Here is a 13611-nt window from a genome sequence, read left to right on the forward strand (position 1 = left end):
AATCAGGCAAGACTAGCCGCTCCTCTGCCAACGCGATGAGACCAGGGCCGCATCGCCACGCACCGCACGATCGATCAGGCCCGTGGCCCTCCCTCGGGGCATCCGGCATGAGCGCGACCGCGCGTGAGATTTCGACTCTGCATGTCGGCTATCCGGCAGGCTTTGCCTTCACTCAGGCTTGGTCGACTTGCTGCTGGGCTCCAGCAAACCCTTGAGCAACTCGATGGGCATGGGGAAAACGATGGTGGAGTTCTTGTCGCCGGCAATCGAGCCCAGCGTCTGCATGTAACGCAACTGCATGGCGCCGGACTGGCGACTGAGCATCTCGGCGGCCTGCATCAGCTTCTCGGACGCCTGCAACTCGCCCTCGGCATGGATGACCTTGGCCCGCCGCTCCCGCTCCGCCTCGGCCTGGCGGGCGATGGCGCGGATCATCGACTCGTTGAGGTCGACGTGCTTGATCTCGACGTTGGCGACCTTGATGCCCCAGGCGTCGGTCTGCGCATCGAGGACCTTCTGGATGTCCATGTTGAGCCGCTCGCGCTCAGCCAGCATCTCGTCCAGCTCGTGCTTGCCCAGCACCGCGCGCAGGGTGGTCTGCGCCAGCTGGCTGGTGGCGGCGAGGAAGTTCTCCACCTGGATGATCGCCTTCTGCGGGTCGAGCACGCGGAAGTACACCACCGCGTTGACCTTCACCGAGACGTTATCGCGGGAGATCACGTCCTGCGGTGGCACGTCGAGCACCACCGTGCGCAGGTCGACCCGGACCATCTGCTGCACTACCGGAATCACCAGCACCAGCCCCGGTCCCTTCACCTTCCAGAAGCGGCCCAACTGGAACACCACCCCGCGCTCGTATTCACGCAGGATCCGCAACGCGCTGAGCACCAGGAACAGCAGCAGGATCAGCGCCACCAAGAGTCCGAAGGGAAAGCCCATTACACACCTCCTGAATCGTCGTTGGCCGCCACTTCGAGGCTCAGGCCATTGCGCGCCATTACCCGTACCCGCTGGCCACTGTGCAGCGGCCGGTCGGCGCGGACCTGCCACTGCTCGCCCTGCAGCAGCACCCAGCCGGCGCAGGGATCGTCATCGGCCACCCACTGGATGGTTGCCAGGCTCCCCACCAGGCCCGCCGGGCCGCTGACCACGGCGCGACGCCGGGCCTTGATCGCAACGCCGAGGACGCCGGCGATGAACAGCGCGCTGACGGTCGCCAACGCGACCACCAGCCCCAGGGGAACGCCGTAGCCGGGCGCATCGGTGTCGACCAGGATCAGCGCCCCGACCACGAAGGCGGCGATGCCGCCCAGCCCGAGGGCACCGAAGCTGGGCATGAAGGCTTCGCCGACCATGAAGGCCAGGCCGAGCAGGATCAGTGCCGCCCCGGCATAGCTCACCGGCAGCATCTGCAACGCATACAGCCCCAGCAGCAGGCAGATCGCCCCCAGCACGCCGGGCAGCGTCATGCCGGGGTTGGCGAACTCGAAGATCAGCCCATAGATGCCGATCATCATCAGGATCAGCGCCACACTGGGATCGGTGATCACCGCCAGCAGTTTGGTGCGCCAGTCCGCATCACGCTGCACCAGCGCCGCGCCGGCCACCTGCAGGCGCATGTCGCGGCCTTCGACGCTGACGCTTCGGCCGTCGATCAGCGTCAGCAGCATGGGAATGTCCGGCGCCACCACATCCACCACTTTCTGCTTCAGCGCCTCGTCCGCCGCCAGGCTGACCGCCTCGCGCACCGCGCGTTCGGCCCACTCCGCGTTGCGCCCGCGCAATTGCGCCAGGCCGCGGATGTAGGCCGCGGCATCGTTGATCTGCTTGCGTTCGAGGGTGCTGCTGTTGCTGTCGGGCTTGTCGGCGGGCTTGTCCTGCGAGCGCTCGGGACTGGGCATGCCGATCTCGATCGGCGTCGCTGCGCCCAGGTTGGTGCCCGGCGCCATCGCCGCGATGTGGCAGGCATAGAGAATGTAGGTTCCGGCGCTGGCAGCCCGCGCGCCGCCGGGGGCGACGTAGCCGGCCACCGGTACCGGGCTGACCAGGATCGCCTTGACGATGCTGCGCATCGCGCTGTCCAGCCCGCCGGGGGTATCCATGCGCAGCACCACCAGCGCCGCACCCTCATCGGCGGCCCGGGCGATGCCCCGCACCACGTAGTCGGCGGTCGCCGGCCCAATGGCGCCGTTCACACTCAACACCACAGCCGTTGGAGCCGCCAGCGCCCCGCCTGCGCCAAGCAGCAGGAAACAGGCGAGTCGACGGAGCAGCCTCAACATGGCGCCTCCCGGCCGCAGCCGGCGGGCGCCGTGGCGAGTGAATGAATGGACGGCGCCCTTCTCTAAGCATAGTCCCCCGGCCCCGACGCCCCGCCGGAAACGAAAAACCCCGCCGAAGCGGGGTTTCTCGTGAGCCGTTGCGAATCAGCCGTTGAAGACGTCTTCGACGGACTTCAGCGGGTAGTGCTTCGGATACGGCAGGGTCGCCACGCCGGTCTCGATGGCAGCCTTGGCCACGGCGTCGGAAACGACGGTGATCAGGCGCTTGTCCATCGGCTTCGGAATGATGTACTCGCGGCCGAACTCCAGGGCGCTCACGCCGTAGGCGTCGCACACGTCCTTGGGTACCGGCTGCTTGGCCAGGTCACGCAGGGCCAGGGCGGCGGCGATCTTCATCTCTTCGTTGATGCGGGTGGCGCGTACGTCCAGGGCACCGCGGAAGATGAAGGGGAAGCCCAGCACGTTGTTCACCTGGTTCGGGTAATCCGAACGGCCGGTGGCCATGATCACGTCATTGCGGGTGGCGTGGGCCAGTTCCGGCTTGATTTCCGGGTCCGGGTTGGAGCAGGCGAAGACGATCGGGTTCGGCGCCATGCGCTTGAGGTCTTCGGCGCTCAGCAGGTTGGCGCCGGACAGGCCAACGAACACGTCGGCGCCTTCCAGGGCGTCGGACAGGGTGCGCTTGTCGGTCTCGGTGGCGAACACGGCCTTGTACTGGTTCAGGTCGTTGCGGCCAGCGTGGATCACGCCCTGGCGGTCGATCATGTAGATGTTCTCGACCTTGCCGCCCATGCTCACCAGCAGCTTCATGCAGGAGATGGCGGCGGCGCCGGCGCCCAGGCAGACGATCTTCGCGGACTCCAGCTTCTTGCCGGCGATTTCCAGGGCGTTGAGCATGCCGGCGGCGGTCACGATGGCGGTGCCGTGCTGGTCATCGTGGAACACCGGGATGTCGCACTGTTCGATCAGCGCGCGCTCGATCTCGAAGCACTCAGGTGCCTTGATGTCTTCCAGGTTGATGCCGCCGAAGGTGATGGAGATGCGCTTGACGGTATCGATGAAGGCCTGCGGGCTTTCGGCATCGACTTCGATGTCGAACACGTCGACACCGGCGAAGCGCTTGAACAGCACGCCTTTACCTTCCATGACCGGCTTGGAGGCCAGCGGGCCGAGGTTGCCCAGGCCGAGAATGGCGGTGCCGTCGGAAATGACTGCGACCAGGTTGCCCTTGCCGGTGTACTTGAAGGCCAGTTCCGGATCACGCGCGATTTCGCGTACCGGCTCGGCGACGCCCGGGCTGTACGCCAGCGACAGGTCGCGGGCGGTGGCGGTCGGCTTGGTCAGCTCGACGCTCAGTTTACCGGGGCGGGGTTGGGCGTGATATTCGAGGGCAGCGGTCTTGAGATCAGACATTTGGGCACTTCCGCTTTTGTTACTTGTTGGACAGACGGGGGTCCGAGCATACGCAGAAAGCCCGCACCTGCCAAGGTAGCCCAAGCCCCTGCTGTCAAGACCTCTAGCGTACGACCTTCAGCCAATCTCCAGATTTTGGCTGGCCGATTGGATACAAGTCATTCAATAAGCGTATACGATTTATCGAGTCAGACTCCAGACCCGGCCCCGCTTTCGCAAACTCCTCGACAGTCTGCCCGGATTTGACCTGAACGACGGCGATCCGGCGCGGCTGCGCCAGCTTCTTCTCGTCCGCACGCAGCGGCCGGAAGCTGCGGATCACCTGCAGGAACTGGTCATCCACGCTCTCCAGGGAGGCGCGGCCTTTGACCGCACCCACGAACAGGTAGGCGCGGTCCTTCTGGTAGATCACCGCAACGCGGCGCGCGGGCGAGCCGGGCACCACGCCTGTGGCGACGTCCAGGCCGGCCTGCTGGAAGCTCTCCTCGCCCGCCAGGCGGCCGCCCGAGCCCTTGCGCAGGAACTCCACCGGCGTCAGCTGGCCATCGCGCTGCACCAGCTTCATGCCGATATAGGCCTGCTGGTCGGCGGTGAAGCCCACCAGGGCGGTCGGCTGGTTGAGGATGCCCCAGCCCGCCGGGTAGGTGAGGGTGAAGTCCAGCTCCGAGTGGTAGAAGCTTTGCCCGCGACGGACGCCACTGGCGGCGGAGTCGCCGAACGGCATGCCGTCGATGGCCTTCAGGTAGCGCTCGGCGCCGACCTCGTGCTGGCTGTTGCCGGCCAGGGCCTGGGCGGGACCGATCACCTGCTTGAGGCGCTGGTCGTTGTCCGGGTGGGTGTCGAACAGTCCGTGGTAGCCCACCGGCTGGGTCGCCTGGCCCTTGCGCCGGGCCTCGTCGCGGGCGAAGTCTTCCTGGTTCTTCAGCACCCGCACCACCTGGATCATCGCGGTGGGGTCGTAGCCAGCGCGGGCCAGGTACTTGGCGCCCAGGCCGTCGGCTTCCAGCTCCATGTCGCGGCCGTATCCGCGAACGAAGGCTGTGCCCAGTACGTTGGTGAGGTCGGCCGCAGCGCCCACGCCGGTGCCAATGGCCACGGCCTGCCCGAGGATGTTCCAGGCGCTGGACTGGCTCTGCTGGCGCACGCTGTGGCGGGCGGTGACGTGGCCGACTTCGTGGCCGAGCACTGCCGCCAGTTCCGCTTCCGACCCCAGGTAGGCCATCAGGCCACGATGGATGTAGATGTAGCCGCCGGGCAGGGCGAAGGCGTTGATGTCCGGCGTGTCGATGACGGTGAAGTGGTATTGCAGGTTGGGCCGGTCACCAGCGCGGGCGACCCGTTCGCCGACCTGCTGCACATAGGCCTGCAGCTTCTCGTCCTCGTAGCGCGGGTACTGCTTGAGGATTTCCTGGCTGTACTTCTGCCCCAGGCTGAGCTCTTCCTGCTCGCTCATCATCACGAAGTCGGACTTGCCGGTGGCCGGGTTCACGGCGCAACCGCCCAGGACGCTCATCAGCGCCAGCAGGGCAAGGATTCCGAACGAGCGTACGTTCATGGCAATACCTCCATCATCGCCTGGTCGGTCAAAGGCAGCATCCAGCGTGCCTGTCCGGGTTTGATTGTGCCGCGCTCGGACCGGTCGATCACCCAGCCGCGCGCTTCCACCTGCCGACCTCGCAGGGTTGCATTGTCGAAGTTCCTCAGCAGTCGCGGATCGATGCGCAGCACCAGCGGGCCATCGAGATCGATCCACAGGCCACCGCCATTACGTTGCACCTGTTCGACGCGGCCGCGAACCACGGCAAAGCCACTTTCGTGAAGTTGTTGCGCGGTTTGAACCGGCGCACGCTTCCATAGCCCCAACCCGGCGCTGCGAGCTTCGCGCTCGGCGGCCTGCTGGCAGGCGGTGAGATCGGTGTTCGGCGCAATAGCTACAAGGTAGCCCAGGCCCTCGGCGAGCAGGCGGGATTCGAGGTTGTTGCCGCGCGAATCGTAGGCATGGGCCAGGGTGCGGCCGTACTTGTCCGTGCCCTGCCGGCCGGCGACCAGGCCGACCTCGCCGTCGTTGGCCGCCACCAGCTCCTGCAGCCGGCGCTGCGCGGCGACGGCGAAGGGCTCTTCCGAGCGGCCGCGGTGGGCCAGCTCCGGGGCGTTCACGCCGATCAGGCGCACGCTGCGGCCATCGGCGAGCTTCAGGGTGTCACCGTCCACCACCCTCGCCACGCGCACCGTCTCGGGCGATTCAGGATTCGGGCAGGCAGCCGCGCTCAGGTCGGTTACAAAACAGACGGCCATAAAAAAGGCGCCCACAAGGGACGCCTTTTTCGAGATACCGTGAAAAACCATCGAGGGCCTTTCCCGGAAATCGATCTTACTTCTTGCCACCGAACATGGCGAAACGCTGGTTGAAGCGATCGATACGGCCGCCGGTGTCGACGACTTTCTGCTTACCGGTGTAGAACGGGTGGCACTCGGAGCAGACGTCCAGGTGGATGCTCTTGCACAGGGTCGAACGGGTCTTGATCACGTTGCCGCAGCTGCAGGTAGCTTCGATTTCTTCGTACGCGGGATGGATTTCCGGTTTCATGATGTCTTCTCTCTGGTTGGTGTGCCGCCACCCAGTCTCTGTCAGAAGCCGAGCCACGGTCTTCGAGGACCGCAGGCGGGATCTTTACCGGGCACCGCACAAATTAAGGGCGAGGATCATACCAGAGCTGTTTTTCCACGCAAGTCAAGCCTCGACCGATGGTCGCCGGGTGCTAAGATCGCCGCTCCCCGCCGCCCGGAATCGCACCGCGTGCCCTCACCCTCCATTCTACGCCTCGCCCTGCCCTCGCCGCTGCGCCGCCTGTTCGACTACCTGCCACCGCGCGGGGTCGACGTGGCACGTCTGCAGCCAGGCGTGCGCCTGCGCGTGCCGTTCGGCCGCCGCGAGCTGGTCGGCGTACTGATGGACAAGGTGGAAAGCTCCGACGTCCCGGCGGAAAAGCTGCGCCCGGCCCTGGCCGTGCTCGACCGCGAGCCGCCGATGCCGGCGCACCTGCTGGAGCTGTGCCGCTGGACGGCGCAGTACTACCAGCACAGCCTGGGCGACACCCTCTCCTGGGCGCTGCCCAACCTGCTGCGCCAGGGCGACCCCGCCGAGGCGCGCCAGCAGCGCTTCTGGCACGCCGAACCGGGCGCCCGCGAGGACGACCCGCGCCTGGCCCGCGCGCCGCGCCAGCGCGAGACGCTGAAGATTCTCAAGCAGCACCCCCACGGCGTCGCCCACGAACTGCTCAGCCAGCTGCAGATCAACAAGGACAGCCTCGACCTGCTGCAGGAAAAGGGGCTGGTCTCGCTGGAGGTGCGCATCCATAGCGTACCGCCGCACCACGGCCCCTGGCTGGCGCAGGCGGAACTGCCGCTGAACGCCGAACAGCGCGCCGCCTTCGAGTCCGTGCGCGCCGGTTTCGGCAGCTTCCACAGTTTCCTCCTGGCCGGCGTCACCGGCAGCGGCAAGACCGAGGTCTACCTGCAGCTCATCCGCGAGACCCTGGAGGCCGGCAAGCAGGCGCTGGTGCTGATCCCCGAGATCAACCTCGGCCCGCAGACCCTGAGCCGCTTCGAGCGCCGCTTCAACGCGCGCATCGCCCTGCTGCACTCCGCTCTGACCGACCGCGAGCGCCTCGACGCCTGGCTGGCGGCACGAGATGGCGAAGCAGACATCGTCATCGGCACCCGCTCGGCGCTGTTCACCCCATTGAAGAATCCGGGGCTGATCATCATCGACGAGGAGCACGACGCTTCCTATAAACAGCAGGAAGGCCTGCGCTACCACGCCCGCGACCTGGCCATGGTGCGCGCGCGCCTGGAGAACGTGCCGATCCTGCTGGGCTCCGCCACCCCCGCGCTGGAAAGCCTGCACAACGCCCAGAGCGGCCGCTACGGCCTGCTGCGCCTGACCCAGCGCGCCGGCGGCGCGCACCAGCCGAAGTTCCAGCGCCTGGACGTGAAGAGCCTGCCGCTGGACTCGGGCATTTCCATGCCGCTGCAGCGTTCGATCAAGGAAACCCTGGCCGCCGGCCAGCAGGTCCTGGTCTACCTGAACCGCCGTGGTTTCGCCCCGACCCTGCTGTGCCACGACTGCGGCTGGATCAGCCAGTGCCCGCGCTGCGATGCGCGGATGACCGTGCACCAGGGCAGCGGCGAACTGCGCTGCCACCACTGCGACCACCGCGAACGGCCGCCGCGCAATTGCCCGAAATGCGGCACGGTGGACCTGCGCCCGGTCGGCGCCGGCACCGAGCGCGCCGAGGAGCGCCTGCGCATCCTCTTCCCGGATTACCCGGTGCTGCGCATCGACCGCGACAGCACCTCGCGCAAGCACGCCATGCGCGACCTGTTCGCCACCATCAACAAAGGCGAGCCGTGCATCCTGGTGGGCACCCAGATGCTCGCCAAGGGACACCATTTTCCCCGCGTCACCCTGGTGGCGATCCTCGACGCCGACGGCGGGCTGTTCTCCGCCGACTTCCGCGCCAGCGAGCGCATGGCCCAACAGATCGTCCAGGTCGCCGGCCGCGCCGGGCGGGCCGAAGAACCAGGCCGCGTGCTGATCCAGACCCACCTGGCCGACCACCCGCTGCTGGTGCAGCTCACCGAGCAGGGCTACTTCGCCTTCGCCGACCAGGCCCTGTCCGAGCGCCGCGCCGCCGGCCTGCCGCCCTTCGCGCACCTGGCGCTGCTGCGCGCCGAGGCGCACAAGCCCGGGCAGGCAGAAGCCTTCCTCGACGAAGCCTGCGCCGAGGCGGAGCGCCTGCAGGCCGCGCTGGGCAGCGACGTGGAACTCCTTGGCCCGGTGCCGGCGCCCATGGAACGCCGCGCCGGCCGTTTCCGCGCCCAGCTGCTGCTGATGAGCAGCGCCCGCGCGCCACTGCATCGTCTGCTCACACCCTGGCTGCAGACGCTCGAAGGCATGCCCGGCGGGCGCCAGGTGCGCTGGTCGCTGGACGTGGACCCGATCGATCTGTTCTGACCATTCACCCGGACGATTCCTTCCGAGGAAACCGCCCGGCCTTGCGCATCCGTCCTACATTGACTTCCATCAGCCGCGACGGACGGCACAGCGGCGAGACTGAACTCGGAGCGCTCCGCGGTTGGCAAGCCATGCCCGGCCACGGATAATGCGCGGTTCTGAGCCCGATAACCGGTCGCGCGCGCCGGATGCACGCGAGCACGGAGAAAACCATGAAAGACACGATTCGCCACCTGATCCAGCAAGCCCTTGTCAGCCTCACCGAAGACGGCACCCTGCCGGCCGGCCTGACGCCCGACATCCAGGTGGAGAACACCAAGGACCGAACCCACGGTGACTTCGCCAGCAACATCGCCATGATGCTGGCCAAGCCCGCCGGCATGAAGCCGCGCGACCTGGCCACCAAGCTGGTCGAGGCGCTGCCGCAGAGCCCGGAAGTGGCCAAGGTCGAGATTGCCGGCCCCGGCTTCCTGAACTTCTTCCAGGACCAGGCCTGGCTCGCCGCCAGCCTCGACAAGGCTCTGGCCGACGGCCACATCGGCGTGCGCAAGGCAGGTACCGCGCAACGCGTGGTGGTGGACCTGTCCTCGCCGAACCTGGCCAAGGAGATGCACGTCGGCCACCTGCGCTCGACCATCATCGGCGACGCCGTCAGCCGCGTGCTGGAGTTCCTCGGCGACACCGTGATCCGCCAGAACCACGTGGGCGACTGGGGCACCCAGTTCGGCATGCTGCTGGCCTACCTGGAGGAGCAACCGGTGGACGCCCAGGCTGAACTGCACGACCTGGAAGTCTTCTACCGCGCCGCCAAGAAGCGCTTCGACGAGTCCCCGGAATTCGCCGACCGCGCTCGTGAACTGGTGGTGAAGCTGCAGGCCAACGATCCCAAGTGCATCGCCCTGTGGACCCGCTTCAACGACATCTCCCTCTCGCACTGCCAGAAGGTCTACGACCTGCTGGGCGTGAAGCTGACCATGGCCGACGTGAAGGGCGAGAGCGCCTACAACGACGACCTCGCGCAGGTCGTAGCCGACCTCACCGCCAAGGGCCTGCTGGTTGAGAGCGACGGCGCCCTGTGCGTGTTCCTCGACGAGTTCAAGAACGCCGAAGGCGAACCGCTGCCGGTGATCGTGCAGAAGGCTGGCGGCGGCTACCTCTACGCTACCACTGACCTCGCCGCCATGCGCTACCGCCACAAGGTGCTGCACGCTGACCGCGTGCTGTACTTCGTCGACCAGCGCCAGGCCCTGCACTTCCAGCAGGTGTTCGAAGTCGCCCGCCGCGCCGGTTTCGTCCCGGCCAGCATGGAACTGGAGCACATGGGCTTCGGCACCATGAACGGCGCCGACGGCAAGCCGTTCAAGACCCGCGACGGCGGCACCGTGAAGCTGATCGACCTGCTGATCGAAGCCGAGGAGCGCGCCTACACCCTGGTGAAGGGCAAGAACCCCGACTTCAGCGAGCAGGACCTACGCCAGATCGCTCATGCCGTTGGCATCGGTGCGGTGAAGTACGCCGACCTGTCCAAGCACCGTACCAGCGACTACAGCTTCAACTTCGACCTGATGCTGAGCTTCGAGGGCAACACCGCGCCGTACCTGCTGTATGCGTACACCCGCGTGGCGAGCATCTTCCGCAAGCTGGGCAAGGGCTATGACGAAGTAGGCGGCAAGATTGTCCTCCAGCAGCCCCAGGAAATCGCCCTGGCCGCGCAGCTGGCGCAGTTCACCGACCTGCTCAACAACGTCGCCGTGAAGGGTGTTCCGCACATCCTCTGCGCCTACCTGTACGAGCTGGCCGGCCTGTTCTCCAGCTTCTACGAGCACTGCCCGATCCTCGCAGCCGAAGACCCGGCACAACAGGAAAGCCGCCTGCGCCTTGCCGCGCTGACCGGCCGAACCCTCAAGCAGGGCCTGGAGCTGCTGGGCCTGGAAACCCTGGAGCGCATGTAAGTACCCATGGCGAAGAAGAAACCCGCTCCCAAGCGCGGCGCCAGCCGCTACCAGGCCCCGGCCAAGAAGAGTTCGGTCCCCGGCTGGGTCTGGCTGGTCGCCGGCCTGGCCATCGGCGGCTTCATCATGTTCCTGATGAAGCTGGAGCCGGGTCGCAACGACGTCAAACGCGAGAAGCCCGAGGCGCCCAAGACCGTGGTCGGCTCCAACAAACCGTCCGGCACCGTGCAGCAGCAACAGCCGGCCGCGCCGACCGGGGTGAAGCCCAAGTACGACTTCTACACCCTGCTGCCGGGCTCGGAAGTCGCGGTGCCGCCCGAGGCCGTGCCACCGCCGGCCAAGCCTGCGCAATCGCAGCAGCCGCCGACCGTGGTCGCCACCAAGGAAGAAGCCGAGAAGATCGACACCCAGCGCGCGCTGACGGCCCTGAGCGGCCAGACCCCGCCGCCGCCCGCGGTGGTCAAGCCGGCCGCTCCTGCGGCGACTCCGGCTACCGCTGCCGCCGCCAACCCGGTGGCGACGGCGCAGAAGCAGGCGCCAGCGCAAACCCCGGCGACGCCGACCGCACCGGCCAAGCCCACGCCGCCGCCGGCGGTGGCCGCCGCCCAGTACTACCTGCAGGCCGGCTCGTTCCGTAAGCAGTCCGACGCCGACCACCTGCGCGCGCAGATCATCATGATGGGCCAGAACGCCCGCGTGGAATCCGGCACCGTGCGCGACGAAACCTGGTACCGGGTGATGGTCGGCCCCTACGGCGACCGCGCCAAGGCCTCGGCCGCGCAGAAGCAACTGGCCGGCAACGGCTTCAGCAATCTGCTGTTACAGCAGCGCCAGACCCGCTGACAGCAAGGCCCGCGCCGACAGGCGGCGTGCGAAAAGCACGATCGTCGGTCGGCGCAGGACTTGAACCCCGCCTTTGTAGTCCCCATCTGACTCTGCATTCGGGCACATCGCCCCGCAGTGTGGAGTAAGACCCTTGACCACCATCGTATCTGTCCGCCGTAACGGCAAAGTCGTCATGGGCGGCGACGGCCAGGTTTCCCTGGGCAACACCGTGATGAAAGGCAACGCGAAGAAAGTTCGCCGCCTGTACCACGGTGAAGTGCTGGCCGGCTTCGCCGGCGCCACCGCCGATGCCTTCACCCTCTTCGAACGCTTCGAGCAACAGCTTGAAAAACACCAGGGCCACCTGGTGCGCGCCGCCGTCGAACTGGCCAAGGACTGGCGTACCGACCGCTCCCTGAGCCGACTGGAAGCCATGCTCGCCGTGGCCAACAAGGACGCCTCCCTGATCATCACCGGCAACGGCGACGTGGTCGAACCCGAGCATGGCCTGATCGCCATGGGCTCGGGCGGCGGCTTCGCCCAGGCGGCGGCCATGGCCCTGCTGCAGAAGGCCGGCGACGACATGAGCGCCCGCGAGATCGCCGAGACCGCGCTGAACATCGCCGGCTCCATCTGCGTGTTCACCAACCAGAACCTGACCATCGAGGAGCTCGACAGCGCCATCTGAGGCGTTGTCGTTCCGGAGTAACGCATCAAATGTCCATGACTCCCCGCGAGATCGTCCACGAACTCAACCGTCACATCATCGGCCAGGAAGACGCCAAGCGCGCCGTGGCCATCGCCCTGCGCAACCGCTGGCGGCGCATGCAGCTGCCCGCCGAGCTGCGCGCCGAGGTGACGCCGAAAAACATCCTGATGATCGGCCCGACCGGCGTCGGCAAGACCGAAATCGCCCGTCGCCTGGCCAAGCTGGCCAACGCCCCCTTCATCAAGGTGGAAGCGACCAAGTTCACCGAGGTCGGCTACGTCGGCCGTGACGTCGAGTCGATCATCCGCGACCTGGCCGATGCCGCGATCAAGATGCTTCGCGAGCAGGAAGTGCAGAAGGTGAAGTACCGCGCCGAAGACGCCGCCGAAGAGCGCATCCTCGACGCCCTGCTGCCGCCGGCGCGCACCGGTGGCTTCGGCGACGAGCCGCCGCGCGAGGACTCCAACACCCGCCAGCTGTTCCGCAAGCGCCTGCGCGAAGGCCAGCTGGACGACAAGGAAATCGACATCGAGGTGGCCGACATGCCCTCGGGCGTGGAAATCATGGCCCCGCCCGGCATGGAAGAGATGACCAACCAGTTGCAGAACCTGTTCTCCAACATGGGCAAGGGCAAGCGCAAGACCCGCAAGCTGAAGGTCGCCGAGGCCATGAAGCTGATCCGCGACGAGGAAGCCCAGCGCCTGGTCAATGAAGAAGACCTCAAGGCCCGCGCCCTGGAAGCGGTGGAGCAGAACGGCATCGTCTTCATCGACGAGATCGACAAGATCGCCAAGCGCGGCAACGTGGGCGGCGCCGACGTGTCTCGCGAGGGTGTACAGCGCGACCTGCTGCCGCTGATCGAGGGCTGCACGGTGAACACCAAGCTGGGCATGGTGAAGACCGACCACATCCTGTTCATCGCCTCGGGCGCCTTCCACCTGTCCAAGCCCAGCGACCTGGTGCCGGAACTGCAGGGCCGCCTGCCGATCCGCGTCGAGCTGAAAGCCCTGACCCCGAGCGACTTCGAGCGCATCCTCAAGGAGCCGCACGCCTCGCTGACCGAGCAGTACACCGCGCTGCTCAACACCGAGGGCCTGGGCATCGAGTTCGCCACCGACGGCATCAAGCGCCTGGCGGAGATCGCCTACCAGGTCAACGAGAAGACCGAGAACATCGGTGCCCGTCGCCTGCACACCCTGCTCGAGCGCCTGCTGGAGGAGGTGTCCTTCGATGCCGCGGACCTGGCCAGCGAGCACAGCGACAAGCCGATCGTGATCGACGCGGCCTACGTCAACGGCCACCTGGGCGAACTGGCCCAGGACGAAGACCTGTCCCGCTACATCCTGTAAGCGATCCGCATCGCTGCGACGGGGCGCCTCAGGGCGCCCCGCTCGTTTGCGCCGGCGCTACAAT

At 66.9% G+C, this 13611-nt stretch carries 11 protein-coding genes; 5 read left to right on the forward strand and 6 right to left on the reverse strand.

Features of this window, described 5'->3' with window-relative positions; translation table 11 throughout:
• Nucleotides 1-168: 168 nt before the first annotated feature.
• The 6 genes from ACNFBT_RS05675 to rpmE all read right to left on the reverse strand — a co-directional run bounded on the left by ACNFBT_RS05675 (nucleotide 169) and on the right by rpmE (nucleotide 6282).
• Nucleotides 169-939, reverse strand: a complete 771-nt coding sequence (locus tag ACNFBT_RS05675; RefSeq protein ID WP_416747299.1) for a slipin family protein — start codon at nucleotides 937-939, stop codon at nucleotides 169-171.
• Nucleotides 939-2282, reverse strand: a complete 1344-nt coding sequence (locus ACNFBT_RS05680; protein WP_416747301.1) for an NfeD family protein — start codon at nucleotides 2280-2282, stop codon at nucleotides 939-941. Before ACNFBT_RS05680 ends, ACNFBT_RS05675 begins: the two co-directional genes overlap by 1 nt.
• A gap of 144 nt (nucleotides 2283-2426) precedes the next feature.
• Nucleotides 2427-3695, reverse strand: a complete 1269-nt coding sequence (locus tag ACNFBT_RS05685; protein WP_416747303.1) for a malic enzyme-like NAD(P)-binding protein — start codon at nucleotides 3693-3695, stop codon at nucleotides 2427-2429.
• A 103-nt stretch (nucleotides 3696-3798) separates the two neighbouring features.
• On the reverse strand, nucleotides 3799-5208 hold the full coding sequence (locus ACNFBT_RS05690) for a M48 family metalloprotease (protein WP_416748285.1): 1410 nt from the start codon (nucleotides 5206-5208) through the stop codon (nucleotides 3799-3801).
• 38 nt (nucleotides 5209-5246) lie between these two features.
• The gene (locus tag ACNFBT_RS05695; RefSeq protein WP_416747305.1) at nucleotides 5247-6041 is read right to left on the reverse strand and encodes a thermonuclease family protein; all 795 of its coding nucleotides are present in this window, start codon (nucleotides 6039-6041) and stop codon (nucleotides 5247-5249) included.
• Between the two features lie 25 nt (nucleotides 6042-6066).
• Nucleotides 6067-6282 (reverse strand): 50S ribosomal protein L31, encoded by a 216-nt coding sequence (rpmE, locus tag ACNFBT_RS05700; RefSeq protein WP_090264577.1) that lies wholly within the window; start codon nucleotides 6280-6282, stop codon nucleotides 6067-6069.
• A 210-nt stretch (nucleotides 6283-6492) separates the two neighbouring features.
• On the opposite strand from rpmE, the gene ACNFBT_RS05705 reads away from it, so the two are divergent.
• From ACNFBT_RS05705 to hslU, 5 genes are all read left to right on the forward strand, one after another.
• Nucleotides 6493-8712 carry a primosomal protein N' gene (locus ACNFBT_RS05705; protein ID WP_416747307.1) on the forward strand — a complete coding sequence of 740 codons (2220 nt, stop codon included), beginning with the start codon at nucleotides 6493-6495 and terminating at the stop codon, nucleotides 8710-8712.
• Between the two features lie 212 nt (nucleotides 8713-8924).
• Nucleotides 8925-10664 (forward strand): arginine--tRNA ligase, encoded by a 1740-nt coding sequence (gene argS / locus ACNFBT_RS05710; RefSeq protein WP_416747309.1) that lies wholly within the window; start codon nucleotides 8925-8927, stop codon nucleotides 10662-10664.
• A gap of 6 nt (nucleotides 10665-10670) precedes the next feature.
• The gene (locus tag ACNFBT_RS05715; RefSeq protein WP_416747311.1) at nucleotides 10671-11507 is read left to right on the forward strand and encodes an SPOR domain-containing protein; all 837 of its coding nucleotides are present in this window, start codon (nucleotides 10671-10673) and stop codon (nucleotides 11505-11507) included.
• Between the two features lie 133 nt (nucleotides 11508-11640).
• Nucleotides 11641-12177 carry an ATP-dependent protease subunit HslV gene (gene hslV / locus ACNFBT_RS05720; protein WP_416747313.1) on the forward strand — a complete coding sequence of 179 codons (537 nt, stop codon included), beginning with the start codon at nucleotides 11641-11643 and terminating at the stop codon, nucleotides 12175-12177.
• A 29-nt stretch (nucleotides 12178-12206) separates the two neighbouring features.
• The gene (hslU, locus tag ACNFBT_RS05725; RefSeq protein WP_416747315.1) at nucleotides 12207-13547 is read left to right on the forward strand and encodes an ATP-dependent protease ATPase subunit HslU; all 1341 of its coding nucleotides are present in this window, start codon (nucleotides 12207-12209) and stop codon (nucleotides 13545-13547) included.
• The last annotated feature ends 64 nt before the right edge of the window (nucleotides 13548-13611 follow it).

It is taken from the genome of Pseudomonas sp. NY15181, assembly GCF_048068055.1.
GTDB lineage: Bacteria > Pseudomonadota > Gammaproteobacteria > Pseudomonadales > Pseudomonadaceae > Pseudomonas.